21 protein-coding genes are annotated in these 21,292 nt (G+C 60.3%); 7 read left to right on the forward strand and 14 right to left on the reverse strand.

Annotated features, from left to right (window positions below):
* Positions 1 to 9 precede the first annotated feature (9 nt).
* Both C5F71_RS05390 and C5F71_RS05395 read left to right on the forward strand, forming a co-directional pair.
* On the forward strand, positions 10 to 954 hold the full coding sequence (locus C5F71_RS05390) for an alpha/beta hydrolase (protein WP_070995331.1): 945 nt from the start codon (positions 10 to 12) through the stop codon (positions 952 to 954).
* A gap of 68 nt (positions 955 to 1,022) precedes the next feature.
* Positions 1,023 to 1,493 carry a MaoC family dehydratase gene (locus C5F71_RS05395; protein WP_029296435.1) on the forward strand — a complete coding sequence of 157 codons (471 nt, stop codon included), beginning with the start codon at positions 1,023 to 1,025 and terminating at the stop codon, positions 1,491 to 1,493.
* 273 nt (positions 1,494 to 1,766) lie between these two features.
* Here C5F71_RS05395 and C5F71_RS05405 read toward each other — a convergent pair whose 3' ends face one another.
* Positions 1,767 to 2,234, reverse strand: coding sequence for a PA2169 family four-helix-bundle protein (locus C5F71_RS05405; RefSeq protein WP_104910771.1), 468 nt, complete (start codon positions 2,232 to 2,234; stop codon positions 1,767 to 1,769).
* A gap of 206 nt (positions 2,235 to 2,440) precedes the next feature.
* On the opposite strand from C5F71_RS05405, the gene C5F71_RS05410 reads away from it, so the two are divergent.
* Entirely contained in the window at positions 2,441 to 2,677 is a 237-nt protein-coding gene (locus C5F71_RS05410) for a DUF3820 family protein (protein ID WP_008056784.1), read from the forward strand.
* A 12-nt stretch (positions 2,678 to 2,689) separates the two neighbouring features.
* The gene (locus C5F71_RS05415) at positions 2,690 to 3,862 is read left to right on the forward strand and encodes an aminotransferase class V-fold PLP-dependent enzyme (protein ID WP_029296411.1); all 1,173 of its coding nucleotides are present in this window, start codon (positions 2,690 to 2,692) and stop codon (positions 3,860 to 3,862) included.
* Positions 3,863 to 4,064: 202 nt separating this feature from the next.
* Here C5F71_RS05415 and C5F71_RS05425 read toward each other — a convergent pair whose 3' ends face one another.
* The 3 genes from C5F71_RS05425 to zwf are packed head-to-tail and all read right to left on the reverse strand — an operon-like array spanning position 4,065 to position 6,914.
* Positions 4,065 to 4,730 carry a bifunctional 4-hydroxy-2-oxoglutarate aldolase/2-dehydro-3-deoxy-phosphogluconate aldolase gene (locus C5F71_RS05425; RefSeq protein ID WP_029296409.1) on the reverse strand — a complete coding sequence of 222 codons (666 nt, stop codon included), beginning with the start codon at positions 4,728 to 4,730 and terminating at the stop codon, positions 4,065 to 4,067.
* Positions 4,731 to 4,747: 17 nt separating this feature from the next.
* Positions 4,748 to 5,461 carry a 6-phosphogluconolactonase gene (pgl, locus tag C5F71_RS05430; protein ID WP_029296406.1) on the reverse strand — a complete coding sequence of 238 codons (714 nt, stop codon included), beginning with the start codon at positions 5,459 to 5,461 and terminating at the stop codon, positions 4,748 to 4,750.
* The gene (zwf, locus tag C5F71_RS05435; RefSeq protein WP_029296404.1) at positions 5,448 to 6,914 is read right to left on the reverse strand and encodes a glucose-6-phosphate dehydrogenase; all 1,467 of its coding nucleotides are present in this window, start codon (positions 6,912 to 6,914) and stop codon (positions 5,448 to 5,450) included. Before zwf ends, pgl begins: the two co-directional genes overlap by 14 nt.
* Positions 6,915 to 7,133: 219 nt before the next feature.
* On the opposite strand from zwf, the gene C5F71_RS05440 reads away from it, so the two are divergent.
* A complete protein-coding gene (locus C5F71_RS05440; RefSeq protein WP_169851198.1) occupies positions 7,134 to 7,994 on the forward strand; it encodes a MurR/RpiR family transcriptional regulator in 861 nt (286 codons plus the stop codon).
* A gap of 123 nt (positions 7,995 to 8,117) precedes the next feature.
* On the opposite strand, the gene C5F71_RS05445 is transcribed toward C5F71_RS05440, so the two are convergent.
* The 10 genes from C5F71_RS05445 to C5F71_RS05495 all read right to left on the reverse strand — a co-directional run bounded on the left by C5F71_RS05445 (position 8,118) and on the right by C5F71_RS05495 (position 19,747).
* On the reverse strand, positions 8,118 to 8,963 hold the full coding sequence (locus C5F71_RS05445; protein ID WP_029296399.1) for a D-hexose-6-phosphate mutarotase: 846 nt from the start codon (positions 8,961 to 8,963) through the stop codon (positions 8,118 to 8,120).
* A 229-nt stretch (positions 8,964 to 9,192) separates the two neighbouring features.
* A complete protein-coding gene (locus tag C5F71_RS05455; RefSeq protein WP_029296397.1) occupies positions 9,193 to 10,539 on the reverse strand; it encodes a carbohydrate porin in 1,347 nt (448 codons plus the stop codon).
* Positions 10,540 to 10,719: 180 nt separating this feature from the next.
* Positions 10,720 to 11,877, reverse strand: coding sequence for an ABC transporter ATP-binding protein (locus C5F71_RS05460; protein WP_104910774.1), 1,158 nt, complete (start codon positions 11,875 to 11,877; stop codon positions 10,720 to 10,722).
* A 2-nt stretch (positions 11,878 to 11,879) separates the two neighbouring features.
* Positions 11,880 to 12,722 carry a carbohydrate ABC transporter permease gene (locus C5F71_RS05465; protein ID WP_029296393.1) on the reverse strand — a complete coding sequence of 281 codons (843 nt, stop codon included), beginning with the start codon at positions 12,720 to 12,722 and terminating at the stop codon, positions 11,880 to 11,882.
* Complete coding sequence (locus C5F71_RS05470) at positions 12,715 to 13,623, reverse strand: carbohydrate ABC transporter permease (RefSeq protein WP_029296391.1); 909 nt, start codon at positions 13,621 to 13,623, stop codon at positions 12,715 to 12,717. Before C5F71_RS05470 ends, C5F71_RS05465 begins: the two co-directional genes overlap by 8 nt.
* Positions 13,624 to 13,791: 168 nt before the next feature.
* Positions 13,792 to 15,078, reverse strand: a complete 1,287-nt coding sequence (locus tag C5F71_RS05475) for an ABC transporter substrate-binding protein (protein WP_029296389.1) — start codon at positions 15,076 to 15,078, stop codon at positions 13,792 to 13,794.
* Positions 15,079 to 15,184: 106 nt separating this feature from the next.
* Positions 15,185 to 16,444, reverse strand: a complete 1,260-nt coding sequence (locus C5F71_RS05480) for an AGE family epimerase/isomerase (protein ID WP_104910775.1) — start codon at positions 16,442 to 16,444, stop codon at positions 15,185 to 15,187.
* Between the two features lie 403 nt (positions 16,445 to 16,847).
* On the reverse strand, positions 16,848 to 17,690 hold the full coding sequence (locus tag C5F71_RS05485; RefSeq protein WP_104910776.1) for an ATPase: 843 nt from the start codon (positions 17,688 to 17,690) through the stop codon (positions 16,848 to 16,850).
* A 112-nt stretch (positions 17,691 to 17,802) separates the two neighbouring features.
* Positions 17,803 to 18,801, reverse strand: coding sequence for an NAD(P)-dependent oxidoreductase (locus C5F71_RS05490; protein ID WP_029296383.1), 999 nt, complete (start codon positions 18,799 to 18,801; stop codon positions 17,803 to 17,805).
* Positions 18,802 to 18,853: 52 nt separating this feature from the next.
* Complete coding sequence (locus C5F71_RS05495; RefSeq protein ID WP_029296381.1) at positions 18,854 to 19,747, reverse strand: LysR family transcriptional regulator ArgP; 894 nt, start codon at positions 19,745 to 19,747, stop codon at positions 18,854 to 18,856.
* 95 nt (positions 19,748 to 19,842) lie between these two features.
* On the opposite strand from C5F71_RS05495, the gene C5F71_RS05500 reads away from it, so the two are divergent.
* Positions 19,843 to 20,442 carry a LysE/ArgO family amino acid transporter gene (locus C5F71_RS05500; protein WP_029296379.1) on the forward strand — a complete coding sequence of 200 codons (600 nt, stop codon included), beginning with the start codon at positions 19,843 to 19,845 and terminating at the stop codon, positions 20,440 to 20,442.
* Positions 20,443 to 20,620: 178 nt separating this feature from the next.
* Complete coding sequence (locus C5F71_RS05505; RefSeq protein ID WP_003212997.1) at positions 20,621 to 21,217, forward strand: superoxide dismutase; 597 nt, start codon at positions 20,621 to 20,623, stop codon at positions 21,215 to 21,217.
* Positions 21,218 to 21,292 lie beyond the last annotated feature (75 nt).

Genomic DNA, 21,292 nt, shown 5'->3' on the forward strand with positions numbered 1-21,292 from the left:
GGAAGCGCCATGAACCACACCACTTTCTGGCTGACCGCGAATGACCGCAGCCGCCTGCACGTCAACCAGTGGCTCCCGGACGAAACGCCCACGGCGCTGGTGATGCTGGCCCATGGCATGGCCGAGCATAGCGGCCGCTATGCGCGCCTGGCCCAGGCCTTGTGTGGCGCCGGCTACGGTGTGTATGCCCCGGACCTGCGCGGGCACGGCCGCACCGCCGATGAAGGTACCCTGGGCCTGTACGCCGAGCGGGATGGCTGGAACAAGGTGGTGGGTGACCTGGCCGCCCTCAACCAGCATATCGGCCAACAGGCCCCCGGTGTGCCGATCATCCTGTTGGGCCACAGCATGGGCAGCTATATCGCCCAGGCCTATCTGCTGCACCACAGCGCCAGCCTGCACGGGGCGATTCTCAGTGGCTCGAATTTCCAGCCGGTGGCCCTGTACCGCGCCGCCCAACTGATCGCCCGCGCCGAACGCTTGCGCCAGGGCCTGCGGGGGCGCAGCGCGCTGATCGAGTTCCTGTCGTTCGGCTCATTCAACAAGGCCTTCAAACCCAACCGCACGGCATTCGACTGGTTGAGCCGCGATCCGGACGAAGTGGACAAGTACATCAACGACCCCTTGTGCGGCTTTCGCTGCACCAACCAGCTGTGGATCGACTTGCTCGGTGGCTTGCAGCAAATCAGCAAAGCGTCCAATCTCAAACAGATTGATCCGGGCCTGCCGATCCTGGTGATGGGTGGCGAATGTGATCCGGTCAGTGAAGGCAAGCGTCTCACCAGCCTGGCCAACGCGCTGCGCGATGCGGGCTGCCAGAACCTGCAATTGAATATTTACCCGCAGGCCCGGCACGAACTGTTCAATGAAACCAACCGCGATGCGGTCACCGCCGATGTGCTGGCGTGGATGGCCCAGGCCGTGAACCATCGCCGGCCGGCACGCTGTGAATGAACAGAAAAATATTTTCGTTTAAAATCAACGAATTAAGACTATCGATTAGCCACAGGATGCACGATTAGATGACCCAGGTTACCAACACGCCTTACGAAGCCCTCGAAGTCGGCCAGAAAGCCACCTACAGCAAAACCGTGGAAGAGCGCGATATCCAGCTGTTCGCGGCGATGTCCGGCGACCATAACCCGGTGCACCTGGATGCGGAGTTTGCCAAGGCGACCATGTTCAAGGAGCGTATCGCCCACGGCATGTTCAGCGGCGCATTGATCAGCGCGGCAGTCGCCTGTGAGTTGCCTGGGCCGGGCACCATCTATATCGGCCAGCAGATGAGCTTCCAGAAACCGGTGAAAATCGGCGACACCCTGACCGTACGTCTGGAAATTCTCGAGAAGCTACCCAAGTTCCGCGTGCGGATTGCCACCCAGGTGTTCAACCAGCGTGATGAGTTGGTAGTGGATGGCGAAGCGGAGATCCTCGCACCGCGCAAGCAACAGGTCGTGACCTTGACCCAATTGCCAGCGATCAGCATCGGCTGAAAATCCCTGGTCCTGTGAAAGCAAAATAATGTGGGAGCGGGCTTGCCCGCGATGGCGGTGAAGCAGTCGATATCTAAATTGACTGATCCACCGCCATCGCAGGCAAGCCAGCTCCCACAGTTGTTTTGGGGTGTGCTCAAACATCCTGCCCGGCACAAACCCCTTGTGGGAGCGGGCTTGCCCGCGATAGCGGTGTAGCAGTCGACATCTAAATTGACTGATCCACCGCCATCGCAGGCAAGCCAGCTCCCACAGTTGTTACTGCGAAGCTACTCAGGACTGGGCGCGGGCCTGGTTACGCAGGGCTTTGACCTGGTCATGGTTGCGCTGTGCGCCGTGGTACTGACGCTCAACCAGGTCACGAATACCGACCAGGTTGTGCTTGGTGATTTTCTCGATGGCTTCTTTGTAAGCCTTCAACGCATGGTCTTCACCACGCTCGGCTTCGTTGAGGACTGCTTCTTCATCCTTGCCAGTCACCAGCGACTTCACGTCAACCCAGCCACGATGCAGGGCGCCGGCAACGCTGCCGGAATCTTCCGGGTCACCACCCAAGGCACGCACGGCTGTCTGCAGTTCGGCAGCCGCCGTGGCGCAGTCAGCTGAACGCTTGGTGAACAGCGCCTTGAGCTCTGGGTGCTTGATGTCTTCTGCGCAGGTCTTGAAGCCTTCCTGGCCGTCTTTACTGGTTTCGATCAGGTCGTTGAGTACGGAGATCGATTCTTTGTTGATGTCAGTCATTTTTCAATTCCTTCACAGGTTTAGAAACGTACTGGGGTAGTTGCAGCGCCCGTGCCAGGTCTTGAATTAAAAATTAAACCTTAATTTTCAACGAGTTATAAATAAACTCCAAATCTGTATCCGCTTTATTTGCATGATCTGTCATTTGGCCTTCATGCAGAATGCCTGTATTTTCCAGGGCATCCTCCTGATTGCCTGAAGCACCTATGAACCCCGAAAAACTCGAACTGCTGATCACCCGCCAAATGCCGTTCGGCAAGTACAAGGGCCGGATCATTGCCGACCTGCCCGGTCCTTACCTGAACTGGTTTGCCCGCGAGGGTTTCCCCCACGGCGAGTTAGGCGGCCTGCTGGCGTTGATGCAGGAAATCGATCACAACGGCCTGTCCGAACTGCTCGAACCGCTGCGCGCCAAACACGGTAAACCTGCCCCTCGCCACTAATCGAGCCCGACCATGCCCTACACCCGCGACGAGGCCTACTGGCAGGCCATTGCCCAGCGCTATGAGCTGGAACCCGGCCCCATCAACCTGGAAAACGGCTACTTCGGCCGTATGAGCCGGGCGGTGCTGGCGCAATATCAGGAGCATGTGGCCTTTATCAATCGCAGCAACTCGGTGCATGTGCGCCAACGTTTCGAGCAAGGGGACAACGTCGAGATTCGCCGGCAACTGGCCGAATTAGTCAATGTCGATCCAGAAGCCATCGCCTTCACCCGCAATGCCACCGAAGCCCTGCAATCGTTGATCCGCAACTACAACCGCCTGCAACCGGGCGACCAGGTGCTGATCAGTGACCTGGAATACGACACGGTCAAGGGCGCCATGCGTTGGCTCGCCGGCTACCGGGGTGTTGAGGTGATAGAAGTGTCCCACGCCCACCCGGCCAGTTTCGACAGCCTGGTGCAGACCTATCGCGATACCTTCAGCCGCTACCCGCGCCTGAAGCTGATGGCGCTGACCTATGTCACCCACCGTACGGGCCTGGTTATGCCGGTAGAGGCCATCGCCCGGGCTGCACGGGAATCTGGCGTCGAAATCATCCTCGATGGCGCCCATGCGTTGGGCCAGATCGACTTCGACCTGGCCCAACTGGGCATCTCGTTCGCGGGTTTTAACCTGCACAAGTGGATCGGTGCGCCGCTGACCCTGGGCTTTTTGTACATAGCCCCTGAGCGCCTGGCCCAGATTGATCCGGACATGGCCGAGTTCCATTACCCGATCACCGATGTGCGTGCCCGTACGCCCTACAGCACACCGAATTTTCCGGCGCTGATGACCTTACCGCTCGTGCTTGAAGAACATCGAGCCTTGGGCGGCGCGCATGCCAAGGGTGCGCGGGTGAAGTACCTGCGTGACCTGTGGGTGAGCCAGGTGCGGCCATTGCCGGGGATCGAGGTGCTGACCTCGGATGATCCACGGTTGTATTGCGCGATTACCGCGTTCAAGTTCATCGGGCGCGACCAGCAGGTAATGGCGGATCGATTGCTCGATGAGTACAACCTGTTTACCACCCTGCGCAGCGGGGCGGCATTTGGCAGTTGTATCCGGGTGACGCCGGGGTTGGTGACCTCGGCGGCGGACATCGGCGTGCTGGTCAACGCGATTACCGAATTGAACACCGATTAAAATGTGGGAGCTGGCTTGCCTGCGATAGCGGTGGATCAGTGACAAATGTATTGGCAGACCCACCGCTATCGCAGGCAAGCCAGCTCCTACATTTGGATTGCGGTGGCCTGCCGCTTTTCTGTAGGCAAAAAAAAGCGGCGCACCGACCAAGTGCACCGCAAACATGCCGTGAAGCACAGCAACAACGATTCGGTAAATCAGATCAATCGAGCAGCGCCAGCGCTTCGGCGGTGACTTCCTGGATACGCCCCCAGTCGCCGTCCTTGATCCACTGTGGATCAAGCATCCAGCTACCGCCCACGCACATCACGTTTTTCAACGCCATATAGTTTTTGATGTTGGCCGGGCCAACGCCGCCAGTCGGGCAGAATTTCACTTCGCCAAACGGCCCACCCAAGGCCTTGATTGCTGCCACGCCGCCGCTGACTTCCGCGGGGAACAGCTTGAAGCGGCGATAGCCCAGGCCATAGCCTTCCATGATGCCGGAGGCATTGCTGATGCCAGGCAACAATGGGATCGGGCTGTCGACACTGGCTTCGAGCAGGTCGCGGGTAATGCCGGGGGTGACGATGAACTGCGAACCCGCCGCCTCGGCTGCCGCCAGCATGGTGCGATCGAGCACCGTGCCCGCACCGGTGACCAGCTCCGGACGCTGCTCACGCAGGACCTGGATAGCCTTGAGGCCGAACTGCGAACGCAGGGTCACTTCCAGCGCGGTCAAGCCACCCGCCGCCAGGGCATCAGCCAGGGGCAGAATGTCCTGCTCGCGGGCAATGGTGATCACCGGCAGGATCCGCGCCTTGGCGCAGAGGCTGTCGATCAGGGCAACTTTATCCGCCATGGACACGGTCGGGTGAGGGCTTTTCATAGCGGCTGATCCTTGGCTCATGGGCACCAGTAAATCTCTAGAGTAGGTTGCAAAAACGCGCGAATCGGCATGCCGGCAACATCGTCGCCAGCCAGCGCTTCGCTCAGGGTGTGGAGTTTCGAATCGCCGGCAATCGACAACACGGTGTAACGGGCACTGGCCAGCAACGCACGGCTCATGGTCAGGCGCTGATGGGGCACGCTCGGCGCCAGCATCGGCCAGCAACGACGAGTGCCATCCGGCTTCAAGGCTTCGGCCAGGTTCGGGCTGTTGGGGAACAGGGAGGCGGTATGCCCGTCATCGCCCATGCCCAGCACCAGCACATCAATTGCCGGCAGTTCAGCCAGCAGGCGATCGGCCTGTTCGGCAGCACCGTCCAGGTTCGCCGCAGCACTGTAGAGGCTCAAGAACCGGGCCTTGGCCGCCGGGCCTTGCAGCAGGTGTTTTTTCAACAGGCCGGCGTTGCTGTCGGCATGTTCCACCGGCACCCAGCGCTCGTCGGCCAGGGTGATCGTCACCTTGGACCAGTCCAGGCCCTGCTTGGCCAGGTTCTGGAAAAACGCCACCGGGCTGCGGCCACCGGACACCACCAGCGTCGCCTCGCCCCGGGCACTGATGGCCGCGCGCAGTTGTTCGGCCACGTCATTGGCCAAGCCTTCGGCCAGCAGTACCGGCGTGCGGTACTCGTGGGGTGTTACGCCTTGCGGCAGTTTCAAATCAGATATCGCCATACCACGACCTCCCATCCCGCGTGATCAGTGCAATGGAGCTCATCGGCCCCCAGGAACCCGCCGCGTACGGCTTGGGTGCATCACCGGACTTCTTCCACCCGGCGATCAACTGGTCACACCACTTCCACGCGGCTTCGATTTCATCTTTACGGACAAACAGGTTCTGATTGCCGCGCATCACTTCCAGCAACAACCGCTCGTAGGCATCGGGGATCCGCGTACTACGGTAGGTGTCGGAAAAATTCAGTTGCAGTGGCCCGCTGCGCAGTTGCATGCCTTTATCCAGGCCCTGCTCCTTGGTCATCACACGCAAGGAAATACCTTCGTCCGGCTGCAGGCGGATGATCAGCTTGTTGCTGATCTGCAGGCGCTGCTCGGGGGCGAAGATATAGTGGGACGGTTCCTTGAAATGGATGACGATCTGCGACAGTTTTTGCGGCATGCGCTTACCGGTGCGCAGGTAGAACGGCACCCCGGCCCAACGCCAGTTGCGGATATCGGCACGCAGGGCAACGAAGGTTTCGGTGTCGCTCTGGGTGTTGGAATTCTCTTCTTCCAGGTAGCCCGGTACCGGTTTGCCGGCGCTGTAGCCGGCGATGTACTGGCCGCGCACTACCTGGGTGGTCAGGCCTTCGGGGCTGATCGGCGCCAGGGCCTTGAGCACCTTGACCTTCTCATCGCGGATGCTATCGGCCGACAGGTCGGCCGGCGGGTCCATGGCAATCAGGCAGAGCAATTGCAGCAGGTGGTTCTGGATCATGTCCCGCAGTTGCCCGGCCTTGTCGAAGTAGCCCCAGCGGCCTTCGATACCCACCTGCTCGGCCACGGTGATTTCCACGTGGGAGATGTAGTGCTGGTTCCACTGGGTTTCAAACAGGCTATTGGCAAAACGCAGGGCGATCAGGTTCTGGACCGTCTCTTTGCCCAGGTAATGGTCGATGCGGTAGGTACGGTTTTCCGGGAAAAACTGCGCCACGGCGTCGTTGACCTTGCGCGAGGATTCCAGGTCCGAACCGATGGGCTTTTCCAGGACAACGCGGGTATTTTCCGCCAGGCCGACCTTGGACAGGTTCTCGCAAATCGCGCCATACACCGCGGCCGGGGTGGCGAAGTAGGCGATCAGGCGTTGTTCGGTGCCGGCCTTGGCGGCCAGGGCCACGTAGTCATCGGCGTTCATGAAGTCGACGTGCACGTAGGCCAGACGCGCCAGGAAGCGCGCGGCCACCGCTTCATCCAGCTCTTGGCCGACGTACTTGCGCAGTTCGTGCTCGATGTGGTCCAGGTGCTGCTGCTCGGAACCGGCCTCGCGGGCCAGGGCCAGGATGCGAGTGTCGGCGTGCAAGAGCCCGGCGCCATCGAGTTGATAGAGGGCAGGAAATAACTTGCGCAGCGCCAGATCACCCAAGGCGCCAAACAGGGCAAAGGTGCAGGGTTCCACGGTTATCGAAGGCATGATGTTTGTTCTTTTATCAAGTTAAGCTACAAATACCTTTTTTCAAGGCATCACTCAAGGAAAAATGTAGTAATAACCACAACATTTTCCCAAAAAACGCATTGCGAGTGGTGGTGTTCAACTACCCTCAGTAGGATAGGCCACCGCCAAGGGCCGCTCGTCGACCTTTTACTGGCCCCTACTTGCATCGTCGCCCGAAGGAAAGACTGAATGGACCGCGTGCGAAATCTTCTGGAACAGATCCGGAACCGCCTCGAAGAATTGAACAAGGCCGAGAAAAAAGTCGCCGAGGTCATCCTGCTCAACCCACAGCAGGCGACCCGCTTCTCTATCGCAGCCCTCGCCCAAGCCGCCTCGGTCAGTGAACCGACGGTCAACCGTTTCTGCCGCTCGTTCGGCGTCAGTGGTTACCCTGAACTGAAATTGCAGCTGGCGCAAAGCCTGGCCAGTGGCGCGGCCTATGTCAGCCGCGCGGTGGAGGCCGATGATAACCCCGAGGCCTACACGCAGAAGATTTTTGGCAGCGCCATTGCCTCACTGGACAGCGCCTGCCAGGCCCTGGACCCCAACCTGATCAGCAAGGCCGTGGACCTGCTGATCCAGGCGCGGCAGATCCACTTCTTTGGCCTGGGGGCTTCGGCGCCGGTGGCCATGGATGCCCTGCACAAGTTCTTCCGTTTCAACCTGTCGGTGACCGCCCATGCGGACGTGCTGATGCAGCGGATGATTGCCTCAGTGGCGCATACCGGCGAGCTATTTGTGATTATTTCCTACACCGGCCGTACCCGTGAGTTGGTGGAAGTGGCGCGTATTGCGCGGGAAAACGGTGCTTCGGTGCTGGGCGTAACTGCCGAGAACTCGCCACTGGCCAAGGCCAGTACGGTGAGCCTGAACATCCCGTTGCCGGAAGACACCGACATCTATATGCCAATGACCTCGCGGATCATTCAGTTGACGGTGTTGGATGTACTGGCTACGGGCATGACCTTGCGTCGCGGGGTGGATTTCCAGCCGCATTTGCGCAAGATCAAAGAGAGTTTGAACGACAGCCGGTATCCGGTTGGCGATGAGTTCAACTAAAGCTGGAACCTCCTCAAGCAGGGCCGGCCCTATCGCGGGCTAGCCCGCTCCCACATTTTTGATGGGTGAACACATTCGAATGTGGGAGCGCGGTTGCCCGCAAAGACGCCATCAGCAACACCGTTAAACCCCAGCCCGGGCCTGCAGACTCAAATGCGCCCTCTCCCCGGGCGCCAGGCAGGCCCCGGCCATGGCCGACTCGACACACACAAAGCCCGACGCTTCATTAAAGCTCACCCCCAGCAATGGCCGGCTGCCCGGATGCCAGACCACCGTGTCTGCACTGTCACCCGTATCAATGCACAACTCGCGCTGCCACGCATGGTCCTTGAGCTGCAATTCGCCCTCATGCTGGAACACGCGCTGGCAGCCGCCATCGACGCGCAGCTCACCTTCCTGCTGGCAGGCCTGGCGGCTCAACTGGTCGTAACCTTGCGCACCCTCTAGCCCAGACAGCGCTATCTCACCAACGTGACCAATACGCCAATAAGCGTGCAAAGCGTGGCTCAATTGGCACGGCAGCTCGTCCTGGTGCTCGGTGCTCAAGCGCAATTGCAGGCTTTCACCCAAGTGCGCATGCAGGTCCACCTGCCAATCGCACAACTGCAATTGCCAGTGGAGGCGCACGCCGTCCTCGCCGGTGCTGCTGTCCAGCAGCTTCCAGTCGATCAAGCGCGCCCAGCCATGGGAGGGCCAGGCGTTTTCGCTGGGATGACGGCCATACCACGGCCAGCACACGGGCACGCCGCCACGAATCGCCCCGACTTGCGGCCACTTTGCTGCGCACCACAGCCATGGCTTCTGGCCCGTAGGCTGGAAGTGCAGCAATTGCGCGCCCTGGCGGCTGAACACCGCCTGGCAGAGCGGGTGATCGATCACCAGCACGTCACGCATCTGGAAGCGCTCCCAGGCAAACACCGGTTGCTCGCGCAGGGATTTGAAAAAGCGTTGCAGCGGTTGCTCATGCATGTGCCACGGTCCTGATAATCATGTCGCGCAAATGTGTACATACCTGTAGGAGCGAGCTTGCTCGCGAAGATCGTTAACGCTGACGCGGGCATCTTGGATGAACGCGGCGCTCTCAAGTTTTTCGCGAGCAAGCTCGCTCCTGCAGGGCTGTTCGCCCTTCGCAAAAAAAAGCGGATAGCCATGGCTACCCGCAAATGCGCACAGAGAGAAGGAGCTTATCGCAACAGCGTTAGAACACCGACTGAATTTTCAGGCCGGCCACCAGCGCGTTGTCGACTTTATCCACGCCGCCCGGTTGGACAACGTATTGCAGGTTGGGACGCACGGTCAGCCAGTTGGTGACGTGGAAGCCGTAGTTGATTTCGAAGTTGTACTCGGTTTCGCGCAGCGGCGAGAACCGCGCATTGTCGTAGTCACTCACACCGTTGGAAATGTTGCGCAGCTCGGCGTTTTTCTTCACGTCGTCGTTGACGTGCAGACGAGCGGCGCCAATCCCTACGTCATCTTTTGGACGCGCGTCGAATGGGCCTTTGTACACCAGCATGATCGACTGGTAGTTATCGACGGTGTTGGTTTCTTTGTCGTGGAACGTGGCGTTGGCCGCGATATTCAGACCACGAGAGGCGTCGCCGTTGTGGGTGGTGAGTTGCTGTTGCGCAACGAACCAGTAGCCTTTCTTGCTGCTGCGGGTGCGGTAGTCAGCGCCAGTGGTGGCGGCATCGTTACCGTTGACGTCCTCACGCACATCAGGAGCATCGGCGGCGCTCTTGTAGTAACCCACGCGGTATTCGCCCGGCAGGTTATTGACCTTCGGCGACCAGACCAACTCCACCGGAATCACGGTGCCCTTGGTGCCACTGCCGCTGAGTTTGAAGCCGTTGCCGTGCTCCAGTTGCGATGGGTTCTGGTTGTACGCACCGATCTGCGCATACAGCTCAGGGGTGATGTGGTACTTCACACGGATCGCGGCCTGGCTGACCGGCCAGTTGTACCAGGTATTGACGTAGTTACCCACTTGGGAGCCGCAGAACGACAGGTTCTGGAAGTCGCATGGGAAGGTGTTGAAGTCTTCGCCTTCACCGAAGTAACCGAGTTTTACATCCAGCTTGTTGTCGAACATCTGGTGCTGAATCCAGAACTGGGTCAGGCGCACCATATGGCCACGGCCGTACACTTCTTGAGATGAACTCAAGGTGCCTGCACGCGGGTCGCCAATACGGTCATTGGAAATGTTACGACCATTACGGCTGGTCATCTGGATCTTGGCCTGGGTGTTGTCCCAGCCCCACAGCTTTTGCAGGTCCAGCGCTACGCCGAGGCCGAACTGGTCAGCGTAACGACCGGTCTTGTCATCGTTGTAGCCGCCGCGCGCGTTGTAGCCCGCTTCCCCAACGTAGTCGGCCTTGATGTCGATACCCTGCTCGATCAGCTTGGTTCGCTCGCCGCCCCAATCGCCGGTCATCCATTTGGAGTCGGCGCTGAAGGCTTCGTCTGCCATCGCATTGGCGGACAAAACCAGGGCTGCTGCCGCTGACAGTTGGCAGATCAGCCGGGTGTTGTTGTGTTGCTTTTTCATCCCTACATCCTCGTCTTTATTGTTATTAACTGTTTTTATCTAACGCGGTTTACATCTATTTTTATCTGAAGTAGGAGCGAGCTTGCTCGCGAAGATCGTTAACGCTGACGCGGGCATCCTGGATGAACGCGGCGCTCTCACGTTTTTCGCGAGCAAGCTCGCTCCTACAGTTATTGGTCTTCAGCGGCCCTTGAATTGGGTGACGTTATCAGCGTGTTGCACCGGCACTGACGCAGCGGTGCCCAGGCGTTCACCGGTCTTGGCGTCGAACAGCAGCACCTTGGCCGGATCGAACTGCAAGGTCAGGCTCTCGCCCACTTGCGGTGCCACGTCCGGCGCCAGGCGGCAGCAGACCTTGGTGTCATTGAGCTGGACAAACACCAGGGTGTCCGGGCCGGTGGGCTCAGTGACCTGGACCTCGGCCCGAATGCTCGGCAAACCATTGCCATCACCGCCAGCCAGCACAATCTGTTCCGGACGCAGGCCAAGAATCACATCACGCTCTTCAAGACCGGCGTCGCTCATGCCCAGCGGCAGCTCGCAACGCGCCTGGCCACTGTCGAGCAGGGCCAGCAGACGGCCTTCCTTGCGCTGTAAACGCAGGGGGATGAAGTTCATCGGCGGCGAGCCAATGAAGCTGGCAACAAACAGGTTGGCCGGATCGTTGTAGATCTCTTTGGGCGTGCCGAACTGTTGGATGATGCCGTCCTTCATCACCGCCACTTTGTCGCCCAGGGTCATGGCTTCGATCTGGTCGTGGGTCACGTAGACCGTGGTGGTTTTCAGGCGCTGGTGCATCAGCTTCATTTCAGTGCGCATCTCGACGCGCAGCTTGGCGTCGAGGTTGGACAGCGGTTCGTCGAACAGGTAGATCTTCGGCCGCCGCGCCAGCGCCCGGCCCATCGCCACCCGCTGCTGCTGGCCGCCAGAGAGCTGGCCTGGCTTGCGATTGAGCAAGTGTTCGATCTGCAGCAGCTTGGCCACCCGCGCCACTTCCTCATCGATGGCCGGCTGGCTCATCTTGCGGATTTTCAGGCCGAACTCGATGTTCTCGCGCACGCTCATGGTCGGGTACAGCGCGTAGGACTGGAACACCATGGCGATGTCCCGATCCTTGGGGCTCATGCCGCTGACGTCCTGGTCACCGATCATGATCGCGCCGCCGCTGATGTTTTCCAGGCCGGCGATGCAGTTCATCAAGGTGGATTTGCCGCAGCCCGAGGGCCCGACGAGGATCAGGAATTCGCCGTCCTTGATCGACAGTTCGATATTTTTCAGGGTGTCCGGCAGGCCAGCACCATAGGTCTTGTTTACATTGCGAAGTTCGAGCGTAGCCATGATTACCCCTTGACCGCGCCGGCCGTGAGACCGCGCACGAAATACTTGCCTGCGACCACATAGACCAGCAGGGTCGGCAGCCCGGCGATCATCGCCGCCGCCATATCAACGTTATATTCCTTGGCCCCGGTGCTGGTGTTGACCAGGTTGTTCAGCGCCACTGTGATGGGCTGCGAATCACCGCTGGAGAACACCACGCCAAACAGGAAGTCGTTCCAGATCTGGGTGAACTGCCAGATCAGGCAGACCATGATGATCGGTGTGGACATCGGCAGAATGATCCGACGGAAGATGGTGAAGAACCCTGCACCATCCAGGCGTGCTGCCTTGACCAGCGCATCCGGGATGCTCACGTAGTAGTTACGGAAGAACAGCGTGGTAAACGCCAGGCCGTAGACCACATGCACAAACACCAGGCCGGTGGTGGTACTGGCCAGGCCCATCTTGCCGAGGGTGAACGAGGCTGGCAGCAAGACCGTCTGGAACGGCAGGAAGCAGCCGAACAGCAACAACCCGAAGAACAACTGCGAGCCGCGAAAGCGCCACATCGCCAGCACATAGCCGTTCAATGCGCCGATGGTGGTGGAGATCAGCACCGCCGGGACGGTGATCAGGAACGAGTTCCAGAAGTAACCATTCACCGTGGCCCAGGCCTTGACCCAGCCGATCCCGGTGATGACCGTCGGCCAGCTCAGCAGGTTGCCGGTGCTGATATCTTCCGGGGTCTTGAAGCTGGTGAGCAGCATGACCACCAGCGGCACCAGGTACAGCACCACGGCCAGGATCAGCACCGCATGGATCGCGACACGGCTGAAGCTGATGGAAGGTTTGGCGAGACTAGTCATGGCGCTTGGTCCTCAGCTCGGAGTACAGGTAAGGCACGATGATCGCAAGGATCGCCCCGAGCATCAGGATCGCACTGGCCGAGCCCATGCCCATCTGGCCACGGCTGAAGGTGAAGGAGTACATGAACATCGCCGGCAGGTCGGATGAGTAGCCTGGACCACCGGCCGTCATCGCGGCCACCAGGTCGAAGCTCTTGATCGCGATGTGCGCGAGGATCATCACCGCACTGAAAAACACCGGGCGCAGGCTGGGCAGCACCACGCTCCAGTAGATGCGCGGCAGGCTCGCACCGTCGATCTGTGCGGCACGGATGATCGATTGGTCAACGCCACGCAGGCCGGCGAGGAACATCGCCATGATAAAGCCCGAGGCTTGCCATACCGCCGCGATCACCAGGCAATACACCACGCGGTCCGGGTCGATCAGCCAGTCCAGGCGAAAGCCTTCCCAGCCCCAGTCGCGCAGCAGTTTGTCCAGGCCCATGCCGGGGTTGAGCAGCCATTTCCAGGCGGTACCGGTGACGATCATCGAGAGCGCCATCGGGTACAGGTAAATAGTGCGAATGAAGCCTTCGCGGCGAATGCGCTGGTCAAGGAATACCGCCAGCAGCACACCGATCACCAGGGTGATGCCGATAAACATGCCGCCAAACAGCGCCAGGTTTTTGCTCGCCACCCACCAGCGATCGTTGTCGAACAACCGCGCGTATTGCGCCAGGCCTACCCACTTGTAGGTCGGCAGGAAGGTGGAGTTGGTGAACGACAGTACGAACGTCCACAGGATGTAGCCATAGAAGCCCACCAGGACGATAAACATGCTCGGGGCCAGCACCAGTTTTGGTAGCCAGCGCTGCAATGCATCGAACGGCGAGGCCTTGCTGAACACAGCAACAGAACTCATGGGGAAATCCAGGGCAGGGAGTAAGGGACTAGTGGATAACCTTGTGGGGGCCGGCTTCAGGTGGGAGCTGGCTGGCCTGCGATGGCATCACCTGGGTGTCATTGATACACCGAGGCGCCTGCATCGCGGGCAAGCCCGCTCCCACACTCAAGCCCAGCCTTCCAAGGGTTACTTGGCAGACTTGATCGCTGCTCCAAGCTTCTTGGCGGTGTCGGCCGGGTCGGCTTTCGGGTCGTTGATGAAGTTGGTCACCACATCAAAGAACGCGCCCTGTACCGCCAGGGTGGTCGCCATGTTGTGCGCCATGCTTGGTTGCAGGCCGCCAGACTTGGCATCGACCAGGAAGTCCTTGGCCGCAGTCTGGGCGCAGCTGTCAAAGCCGTACTTGGCCATATCGCCGAGCATGTCGTTGCGCACCGGGATCGAGCCCTTGTTGATGCTGAAGACCTTCTGGAAGTTCTCGCCCAGCACCACCTTGGCGATGTCCTGCTGCCCGGCCGAGGTGCCGGCATCTTTCTGCTTGAACACTGCCAGGGAGTCGATGTTGTAGGTGAAGGCCTTGTCGGTGCCCGGGAAGGCTACGCACTCGTAGTCCTTGCCGGCGACTTTCTTGGCGGCAGTCCACTCGCTCTTGGCCCAGTCACCCATGATCTGCATGCCGGCCTTGCCGTTGATGACCTTGGCGGCTTCCAGGTTCCAGTCTTGGCCCTTGCCGTCGGCGTCCATATAGGTCGCGACTTTCTTCAGCTCCGTCAGCGACTTGACCATATCCGGGCCGGTCAGGGCTGCGTTGTCGAGGTCGACCAGGGCTTTTTTGTAGCCATCAGCCCCCATGACCGACAACACCACGGCTTCGAACACCGTGCTGTCCTGCCAAGGCTGACCACCGTGGGCGAGCGGGATGAAGCCTGCGGCCTTGAGCTTGTCGCCGGCGGCGTAGAATTCTTCGAGGGTCGTAGGGTTTTTGGTGATGCCGGCTTTCTTGAAGACTTGCGGGTTGATCCACAGCCAGTTGACGCGGTGGATATTCACCGGCACGGCCACGTAATCGCCTTCGTACTTCACGGTATCGGAGACTTTTTTGTCGAGCAGGCCATCCCACTTCTCGGCCTTGGCCACGTCCTTGAGGACGTCGGTATCGAGCAGCCCGGTGGAGGCCCACTCCTGGATGTCCGGGCCCTTGATCTGGGCAACGCCTGGCGGGTTGCCGGCGACCGCGCGGCTTTTCAGCACGGTCATGGCAGTGGCGCCGCCACCACCTGCAACAGCCCCGTCTTTCCAGGTAAAGCCGTCTTTCTCAACTTGGGCCTTCAGGACATCCACCGCCGCCTTCTCACCACCCGAGGTCCACCAATGCACAACTTCAACCGTCCCTTTCGAGTCGGCGGCAAATGCACTGAGGGGAAACAACGAGGCAATGGAAATAGCAACGGCGAGGCGATTAATCGCGTTCATCTGAGTACCTTTTTCTTGTTGTTATGCATGCAAGTCTGGAGCTTGCGCTGCATAGGATTCTAAACAGGGATTTTTCCCAGGCACGTAACAAAGGGACGGCCAAATGTCACCACTTGGTGACATAAACACCCGCCCCCAACGCACTGGCCATGCTTGGGGATAAAGGCAGACCCGGCAGCAATACCGCTTGCCAGGCATGGTACAGATCCGGCTTGCCGCCCCAGATCTTGCTGGCGGGCTGGTTGAGCGGGTCGAGTTCATGATGCCAACTGCCCTGGACCCGGTCGATCAGGTGAGTTTCGCAAAACTCCCAGAAACGCCGGTACCAGGTTTCGTAATGCCACTCACCCGTGCGCTTGAGCAGGGCCTGGGCGGCTGCACTGGCTTCGGCGTGGGTCCAATGCAGGCGCTCGCGCACCACCGGGCGAAAGTGCCAGTCCAAGGTGTAGACCAGGCCCGGGGCACCGTCCACCGACCAGCCATACTCGCAGGCACTGGCGAACAAACCCTTGGCGTCCTCCAGCAACCACTGCGGCGTGACGAGCCCTGCCTGCTGGCGTGCGGCTTCGAGGTGCAGCACCAGGCGCGCCCATTCGAACCCATGGCCGGGGGTAATGCCGTAGGGACGAAAGCCGTCGGCCGGGTTGTCTTCGTTGTAACGATGCAGGGGCTGCCAATAGCGGTCGAAATGTTCGATCACCATAAATTCATTGGCGCTGGCGTGCTGATGGATCACCCGTTCGACAATGCGCAACGCCCGCCCCAGCCATCGGCTGTCGCCGGTGACATCAGCCAGGGCAAGGAACGCTTCGGTGGCGTGCATATTGCTGTTGGCCCCGCGATAGGCTTCCTCGCCGCTCCAATCCTGGGCGAAGGATTCAAGCATCGCGCCCTCCTCCTCGCACCAGAAATGCTCGTCGATGCATTGGACGGCGTCCGCCAGCAAGGCTTGCGCCCCAGGGGCACCCGCCACTACCGCGGAGCTGGCGGCCAGGGCGACAAAAGCGTGCAGGTAGGCGGCCTTGCCTGTATTGCCATCACGCGCGCCGGCGACGGCGAACCAGCCGCCATGTTCGGCATCGCGCAACGGGCCACTGAGACTGGCCACCCCGTGCTCTACCAACTGTGCATAGCCTGGCAGCCCTTGGGCGTGGGCCATGGCAAAGCTGTGGGTCATGCGGGCGGTGTTCATGGTTTCGGCGCAGGCATCGACGGGCAGACGGCCCTGGACGTCGAGGTTGCCGAAGCCTTCAGGCAGCCTGGAAGCCTTGGCAAACGCCAGCAGGCGCTGACCCTCGGCGGCAAGCCAGGCGTGATGGGCAGGTGCGTTCAGCCAACTGCTGGTGGGCAGTGGTTGGATGGTCATGGGTGGCCCTTTTTGTTTTTGTGGGATGACCGCAGTCTAAACAAGGGCCGAGAAGGGACATGTAACGAAAGGGAAGACAAATGTCACTGAACGGTGACACTTGCCGGGGATGGCGGCCCTGGAATCAGCGCAAGGCTACTGGCACCATCGCCGCATAGGTATATACACAACTTTCAGAAACTGACGCCCCCCGTGGCGAGCGGGCTTGCCCCGCGCTGGGCTGCGAAGCAGCCCCAAAAAGCCCGCCGCGTTTCTTCAGGTAAACCGCGATGGCAGGGTTTAGGGCTGCTTCGCAGCCCAGCGCGGGGCAAGCCCGCTCGCCACAGGAGAGCTCGTCAGTTTCTGAAAGTTGTGTAGATACCTATGCCCATCGCCGGCAAGCCGGCTCCTACAGAAATAGGGCTCATTGGCCCAGGGGTGTGAGCCTGGCCGGTGCGCTGACTTCCCGTTGCAGGTTCTGCATCTGGGTCTGCAAGGTCGTGATGTTGCGGGTGGTCTGGATGCGGAACACGTCGAACTCTTTATTCGACGGCCCTTCCGTGGCGGCGCGGTTGTCCAGTTCGCTCTTGATTACCAACAGGTCCTGTTCCAGCCGTGCAATGGCCGTGGCCGGGTTGCCCTGCTTCTTCAACGCTGCCACATCCGTGCTCAGTTCCTTGACTTCGGCATTCAACTTGGCGGCTTCGGCCTGCGCAGCCTTGAGGGCCGTCAGTTCTGTCGCCAGGGTTTGCACCTGGGCCTGCATCTGGGTATTGGCAGTGGTCAGTTCCGTGGTGCTGGCACTCATCTGCGCCAAGCGCTGGTCCAGCTCGGTGGCCTGGCCTGCCACACCCAACTGCTGCTTGCCCTGCTCCAGCAATTGGCTTTCCAACTGTTTGATCTGCAGCTTGAGCGCTTCACTGCCGGTATTGACGCTGGCCTCACTGGCCACCACCTTGCCGGAAATGTCCTGCAAACGGCCGGCGGCTTCTTCGCTGATGCGCGCAAAACTTTCCTGGGTCGCCACCAGTTGCTGCCCCATCAGGGAAATCTGCTGGAAGCTCCACCACGCCAGGCCCACAAAGGCGAACAGCAGCGCCCCGACCAAGGCCCACAACGGCCCGGTGCTGGCGCTCTTGACCTTGACCACCGGCGCCGGACGCGAGCGCATGGACGTGGCGGCGGTCGGCACAAAATCATCGTCATCGCCAATGTCGGCCCGCAGGCTCGGCACATGGTCGAAGTCGTCTTTAATATCGTTACGCATGAATCAACCTTGAAATAGCCGCATAAAAAAACTGAGCGGCGGGAGTATAAACCCCTGGCCCGTCGCCTTGGTCGACCGGCAACCGAAAAATCGGTTCCCGGTGTTGCCAACGCTAGTTGGAGCCCGGCTCCTGGACTTTCCACCAATGACAGAACTCATCGAGGGCCGTCCACAGGCTGACCTTGGGCTGGTAGTCGAGATAGTGCTGCGCACGGCTGATATCGAGGCTGAAATCCTTGTTCATCACTTGCATCCCCAGGCGTGACAGGGAAGGTTCCGGACGCCCCGGCCACATCGCGCAAAAGGCCTCGTTGAGCGCCGCGATGCTATAAGACAAGCCGTAGGAGCGGTAACGAGTGACCTGGGGCATGTCCATCTGGCGCATCACATAGTTGACCACGTCCCACACCGGCACCGGCGCGCCATTACTGATGTTATAGGCCTTGCCCAGCGCCGAGCCGGTGGCCAGCAGGCTGCTGAGCAGGGCCTCGTTGAGGTTGTGCACACTGGTGAAGTCGACCTTGTTCAGGCCATCGCCAACGATGGCGAGACGGTTCTTGCGCTGCATTTTCAACAGGCGCGGGAAGATGCTCATGTCGCCAGCCCCGGTGACAAAACGCGGGCGCAGGGCCAGCACTTCCAGGCCGAATTCCTGGGCACCAAAGACTTTTTGCTCGGCCAGGTACTTGGTCGCCGCATAGGGATGCTTGAAGCGCTTGGGCACTTGCTCTTCGGTCAGTCCCAGGTGATCGCGGCCATCGAAATAGATCGATGGCGACGACAGGTGCACCAGGCGGCCGACCCGTTGTTTAAGGCAGGCTTCGACCACGTTTTCGGTGACCTGCACATTGCCCTGATAGAAGTCCTGGTAACGTCCCCACAGCCCTACGGCGCCGGCGCAATGAACCACGGCCTCAACGTCGCGGCACAGGTTGCGCGCCAAATCCGGATCATTCAGATCACCCTGGATAAACTCGGCGCCGCGCCGTACCAGGTGCTCGACACCCTCGGCGCGCCGCCCGTTGACCCGCACGTCCAGGCCCTGCTCCAGGGCGAAACGCGCAAAGCGCCCGCCAATGAAGCCGCTTGCGCCGGTGACCAGAATTTTCATGTGTTACCCCGTGTTCTTTCATTTTTCATCGCAGTTGCGTTGACGCCGACGGTCACTCCAACGGCACCAGCAATTGGCCGGTAGCCCGTGCCAGATGCTCGGTCAACAAACCGAGCAATTGCCCGCCACTGCGCCAATGATGCCAGTACAGCGGCACATCGATGGGTTTATCTGGCAGTAATTCCACCAGCACGCCCCGTTGCAGTTGATCACGCACCTGCAACTCCGGCACCAAGCCCCAGCCCAGGCCGGCCTCGGTCAGGCGGATAAAACCTTCGGAGGACGGGCATAAATGGTGTTCAAAACCACCGTCCACGCCCAGCGACGCCAGGTAGCGATGTTGCAGGAAGTCATCCGGACCAAATACCAGCGCTGGCGTGCGCGCCAGTTGATCGGCCCGTACCCCGCCGGGGAAGTGCCGGGCAATAAACGCCGGGCTCGCCAATGCCCGATAACGCATGGCCCCCAGCAACAGGCTGCGGGCACCGGCCACCGGGCGTTCGCTGGCGCAGACGCAAGCCGCTACCTCGCCGGCGCGCATGCGCTTGAGGCCGACGGTCTGGTCTTCCACTACCAGGTCGAGCAGCAAGTGCTGCTCGGCGCAAAAATCCCCGACGGCCTGCGCCCACCACGTCGCCAGGCTGTCGGCGTTGATGGCGATGCGCAGCCGCTCGGGCATGCCTTCTTCATCCAACGCCGGCACCTGGCTTTGCAGGTCGCGCTCCAGCAAGCGCACCTGCTGCACATGGTTGAGCAGGCGGCGGCCGATTTCCGTGGGAGTCGGCGGGGTCGCGCGTACCAGCACCGGCTGGCCGATGCGGGCTTCGAGCAATTTGATGCGCTGGGAAATGGCCGATTGCGACACACCAAGCACCTGGGCCCCGCGCTCGAAACCGGCCTGTTCCACCACTGCCGCCAGGGCGGAGAGCAATTTATAGTCGAACATCAGTTTTCCTAATGAGCGATCAGCAATATTTGTTTTTCTTATACAACCTCAACGCCGACAATCGCCAGCATTGATTAGCAAGCAGAGTAAATATTATGTGGCAGAGTTATGTGAACGGCCTGCTGGTCGCCTTGGGGCTGATCATGGCCATCGGCACGCAAAACGCGTTTGTCCTGGCCCAGAGCCTGCGTCGCGAACATCACTTGCCCGTGGCGGCCTTGTGCGTGGTGTGCGATGCGTTGCTGGTGGCTGCCGGCGTATTCGGCCTGGCGACAGTGCTGGCGCATAACCCGCTGTTGCTGGCGATTGCGCGCTGGGGCGGCGCGGCGTTCCTGCTGTGGTATGGCGCCCTGGCCTTGCGCCGCGCCTGTTCACGTCAAAGCCTGGAGCAAGGTGAAGGGCAAAAAGTGCGCTCGCTGCGCGCGGTAATGCTCAGTGCATTGGCCGTGACCCTGCTCAACCCCCACGTCTATCTGGACACGGTGTTGCTGATCGGCTCCCTCGGCGCCCAACAGACCGAACCCGGCGCTTATGTCGCAGGTGCCGCCAGCGCGTCCTTGCTGTGGTTTTCCGCCCTGGCCCTCGGCGCGGCGTGGCTGGCCCCGTGGCTGGCACGCCCGGCGACCTGGCGCCTGCTGGACCTGCTGGTGGCGGTGATGATGTTCAGCGTGGCCTATCAATTGATCAGCAACTGAGGAATATTCCAAAACGCTCTGGAACCTCTATTCCACACAGTTGTTGCGTGGTTTTGCCGCACCCCCGGTGCTATGATCCAGCCCCTGCGCCGCAAAGAGTACAAACTCCCCGGCGCTTGTTTGGCCGCCCGTGATCGGCCTTGCGCTCACCGCAACTGACCTGATTAGGAGAATTATCATGGCTTTCGAATTGCCGCCGCTGCCGTACGCACACGATGCCCTGCAGCCGCACATCTCCAAGGAAACCCTGGAGTACCACCACGACAAGCACCACAACACCTACGTCGTGAACCTGAACAACCTGGTGCCAGGCACCGAGTTCGAAGGCAAGACCCTGGAAGAGATCGTCAAATCCTCTTCGGGTGGCATCTTCAACAACGCCGCCCAGGTCTGGAACCACACTTTCTACTGGAACTGCCTGGCGCCAAACGCTGGCGGTCAACCAACTGGCGCATTGGCTGAAGCCATCAACGCTGCGTTCGGTTCGTTCGACAAGTTCAAGGAAGAGTTCACCAAGACTTCCGTCGGCACCTTCGGTTCCGGTTGGGGCTGGCTGGTGAAAAAGGCTGACGGTTCTCTGGCCCTGGCCAGCACCATCGGCGCCGGCAACCCGCTGACCAGCGGCGACACCCCGCTGCTGACCTGCGACGTCTGGGAACACGCCTACTACATCGACTACCGCAACGTGCGTCCAAAATATGTGGAAGCGTTCTGGAACCTGGTCAACTGGAAGTTCGTTGCCGAGCAGTTCGAAGGCAAGACCTTCACTGCGTAAGTAACCCTTGCAGTACAAAGAGCCCGGCAATTGCCGGGCTTTTTTGTGGGCGATCAGTTGCAAGCACCCCAGAAA

The organism is Pseudomonas sp. LG1D9 (assembly GCF_002949995.1).
Taxonomy (GTDB): Bacteria; Pseudomonadota; Gammaproteobacteria; order Pseudomonadales; family Pseudomonadaceae; genus Aquipseudomonas; species Aquipseudomonas proteolytica.

Bases quoted from the DNA above. Each gene is read 5' to 3' on its own strand.
- C5F71_RS05500 (WP_029296379.1), top strand. From the start codon at position 19,843: ATGTGGCAGAGTTATGTGAACGGCCTGCTGGTCGCCTTGGGGCTGATC.
- C5F71_RS05410 (WP_008056784.1), top strand. From the start codon at position 2,441: ATGAACCCCGAAAAACTCGAACTGCTGATCACCCGCCAAATGCCGTTC.
- C5F71_RS05490 (WP_029296383.1), bottom strand. From the start codon at position 18,801: ATGAAAATTCTGGTCACCGGCGCAAGCGGCTTCATTGGCGGGCGCTTT.
- C5F71_RS05405 (WP_104910771.1), bottom strand. From the start codon at position 2,234: ATGACTGACATCAACAAAGAATCGATCTCCGTACTCAACGACCTGATC.
- pgl (WP_029296406.1), bottom strand. From the start codon at position 5,461: ATGGCGATATCTGATTTGAAACTGCCGCAAGGCGTAACACCCCACGAG.
- C5F71_RS05465 (WP_029296393.1), bottom strand. From the start codon at position 12,722: ATGACTAGTCTCGCCAAACCTTCCATCAGCTTCAGCCGTGTCGCGATC.
- C5F71_RS05495 (WP_029296381.1), bottom strand. From the start codon at position 19,747: ATGTTCGACTATAAATTGCTCTCCGCCCTGGCGGCAGTGGTGGAACAG.
- C5F71_RS05425 (WP_029296409.1), bottom strand. From the start codon at position 4,730: ATGAAAAGCCCTCACCCGACCGTGTCCATGGCGGATAAAGTTGCCCTG.
- C5F71_RS05505 (WP_003212997.1), top strand. From the start codon at position 20,621: ATGGCTTTCGAATTGCCGCCGCTGCCGTACGCACACGATGCCCTGCAG.
- C5F71_RS05460 (WP_104910774.1), bottom strand. From the start codon at position 11,877: ATGGCTACGCTCGAACTTCGCAATGTAAACAAGACCTATGGTGCTGGC.
- C5F71_RS05475 (WP_029296389.1), bottom strand. From the start codon at position 15,078: ATGAACGCGATTAATCGCCTCGCCGTTGCTATTTCCATTGCCTCGTTG.
- zwf (WP_029296404.1), bottom strand. From the start codon at position 6,914: ATGCCTTCGATAACCGTGGAACCCTGCACCTTTGCCCTGTTTGGCGCC.
- C5F71_RS05415 (WP_029296411.1), top strand. From the start codon at position 2,690: ATGCCCTACACCCGCGACGAGGCCTACTGGCAGGCCATTGCCCAGCGC.
- C5F71_RS05485 (WP_104910776.1), bottom strand. From the start codon at position 17,690: ATGCGTAACGATATTAAAGACGACTTCGACCATGTGCCGAGCCTGCGG.
- C5F71_RS05480 (WP_104910775.1), bottom strand. From the start codon at position 16,444: ATGACCATCCAACCACTGCCCACCAGCAGTTGGCTGAACGCACCTGCC.
- C5F71_RS05470 (WP_029296391.1), bottom strand. From the start codon at position 13,623: ATGAGTTCTGTTGCTGTGTTCAGCAAGGCCTCGCCGTTCGATGCATTG.
- C5F71_RS05395 (WP_029296435.1), top strand. From the start codon at position 1,023: ATGACCCAGGTTACCAACACGCCTTACGAAGCCCTCGAAGTCGGCCAG.
- C5F71_RS05455 (WP_029296397.1), bottom strand. From the start codon at position 10,539: ATGAAAAAGCAACACAACAACACCCGGCTGATCTGCCAACTGTCAGCG.
- C5F71_RS05445 (WP_029296399.1), bottom strand. From the start codon at position 8,963: ATGCATGAGCAACCGCTGCAACGCTTTTTCAAATCCCTGCGCGAGCAA.
- C5F71_RS05390 (WP_070995331.1), top strand. From the start codon at position 10: ATGAACCACACCACTTTCTGGCTGACCGCGAATGACCGCAGCCGCCTG.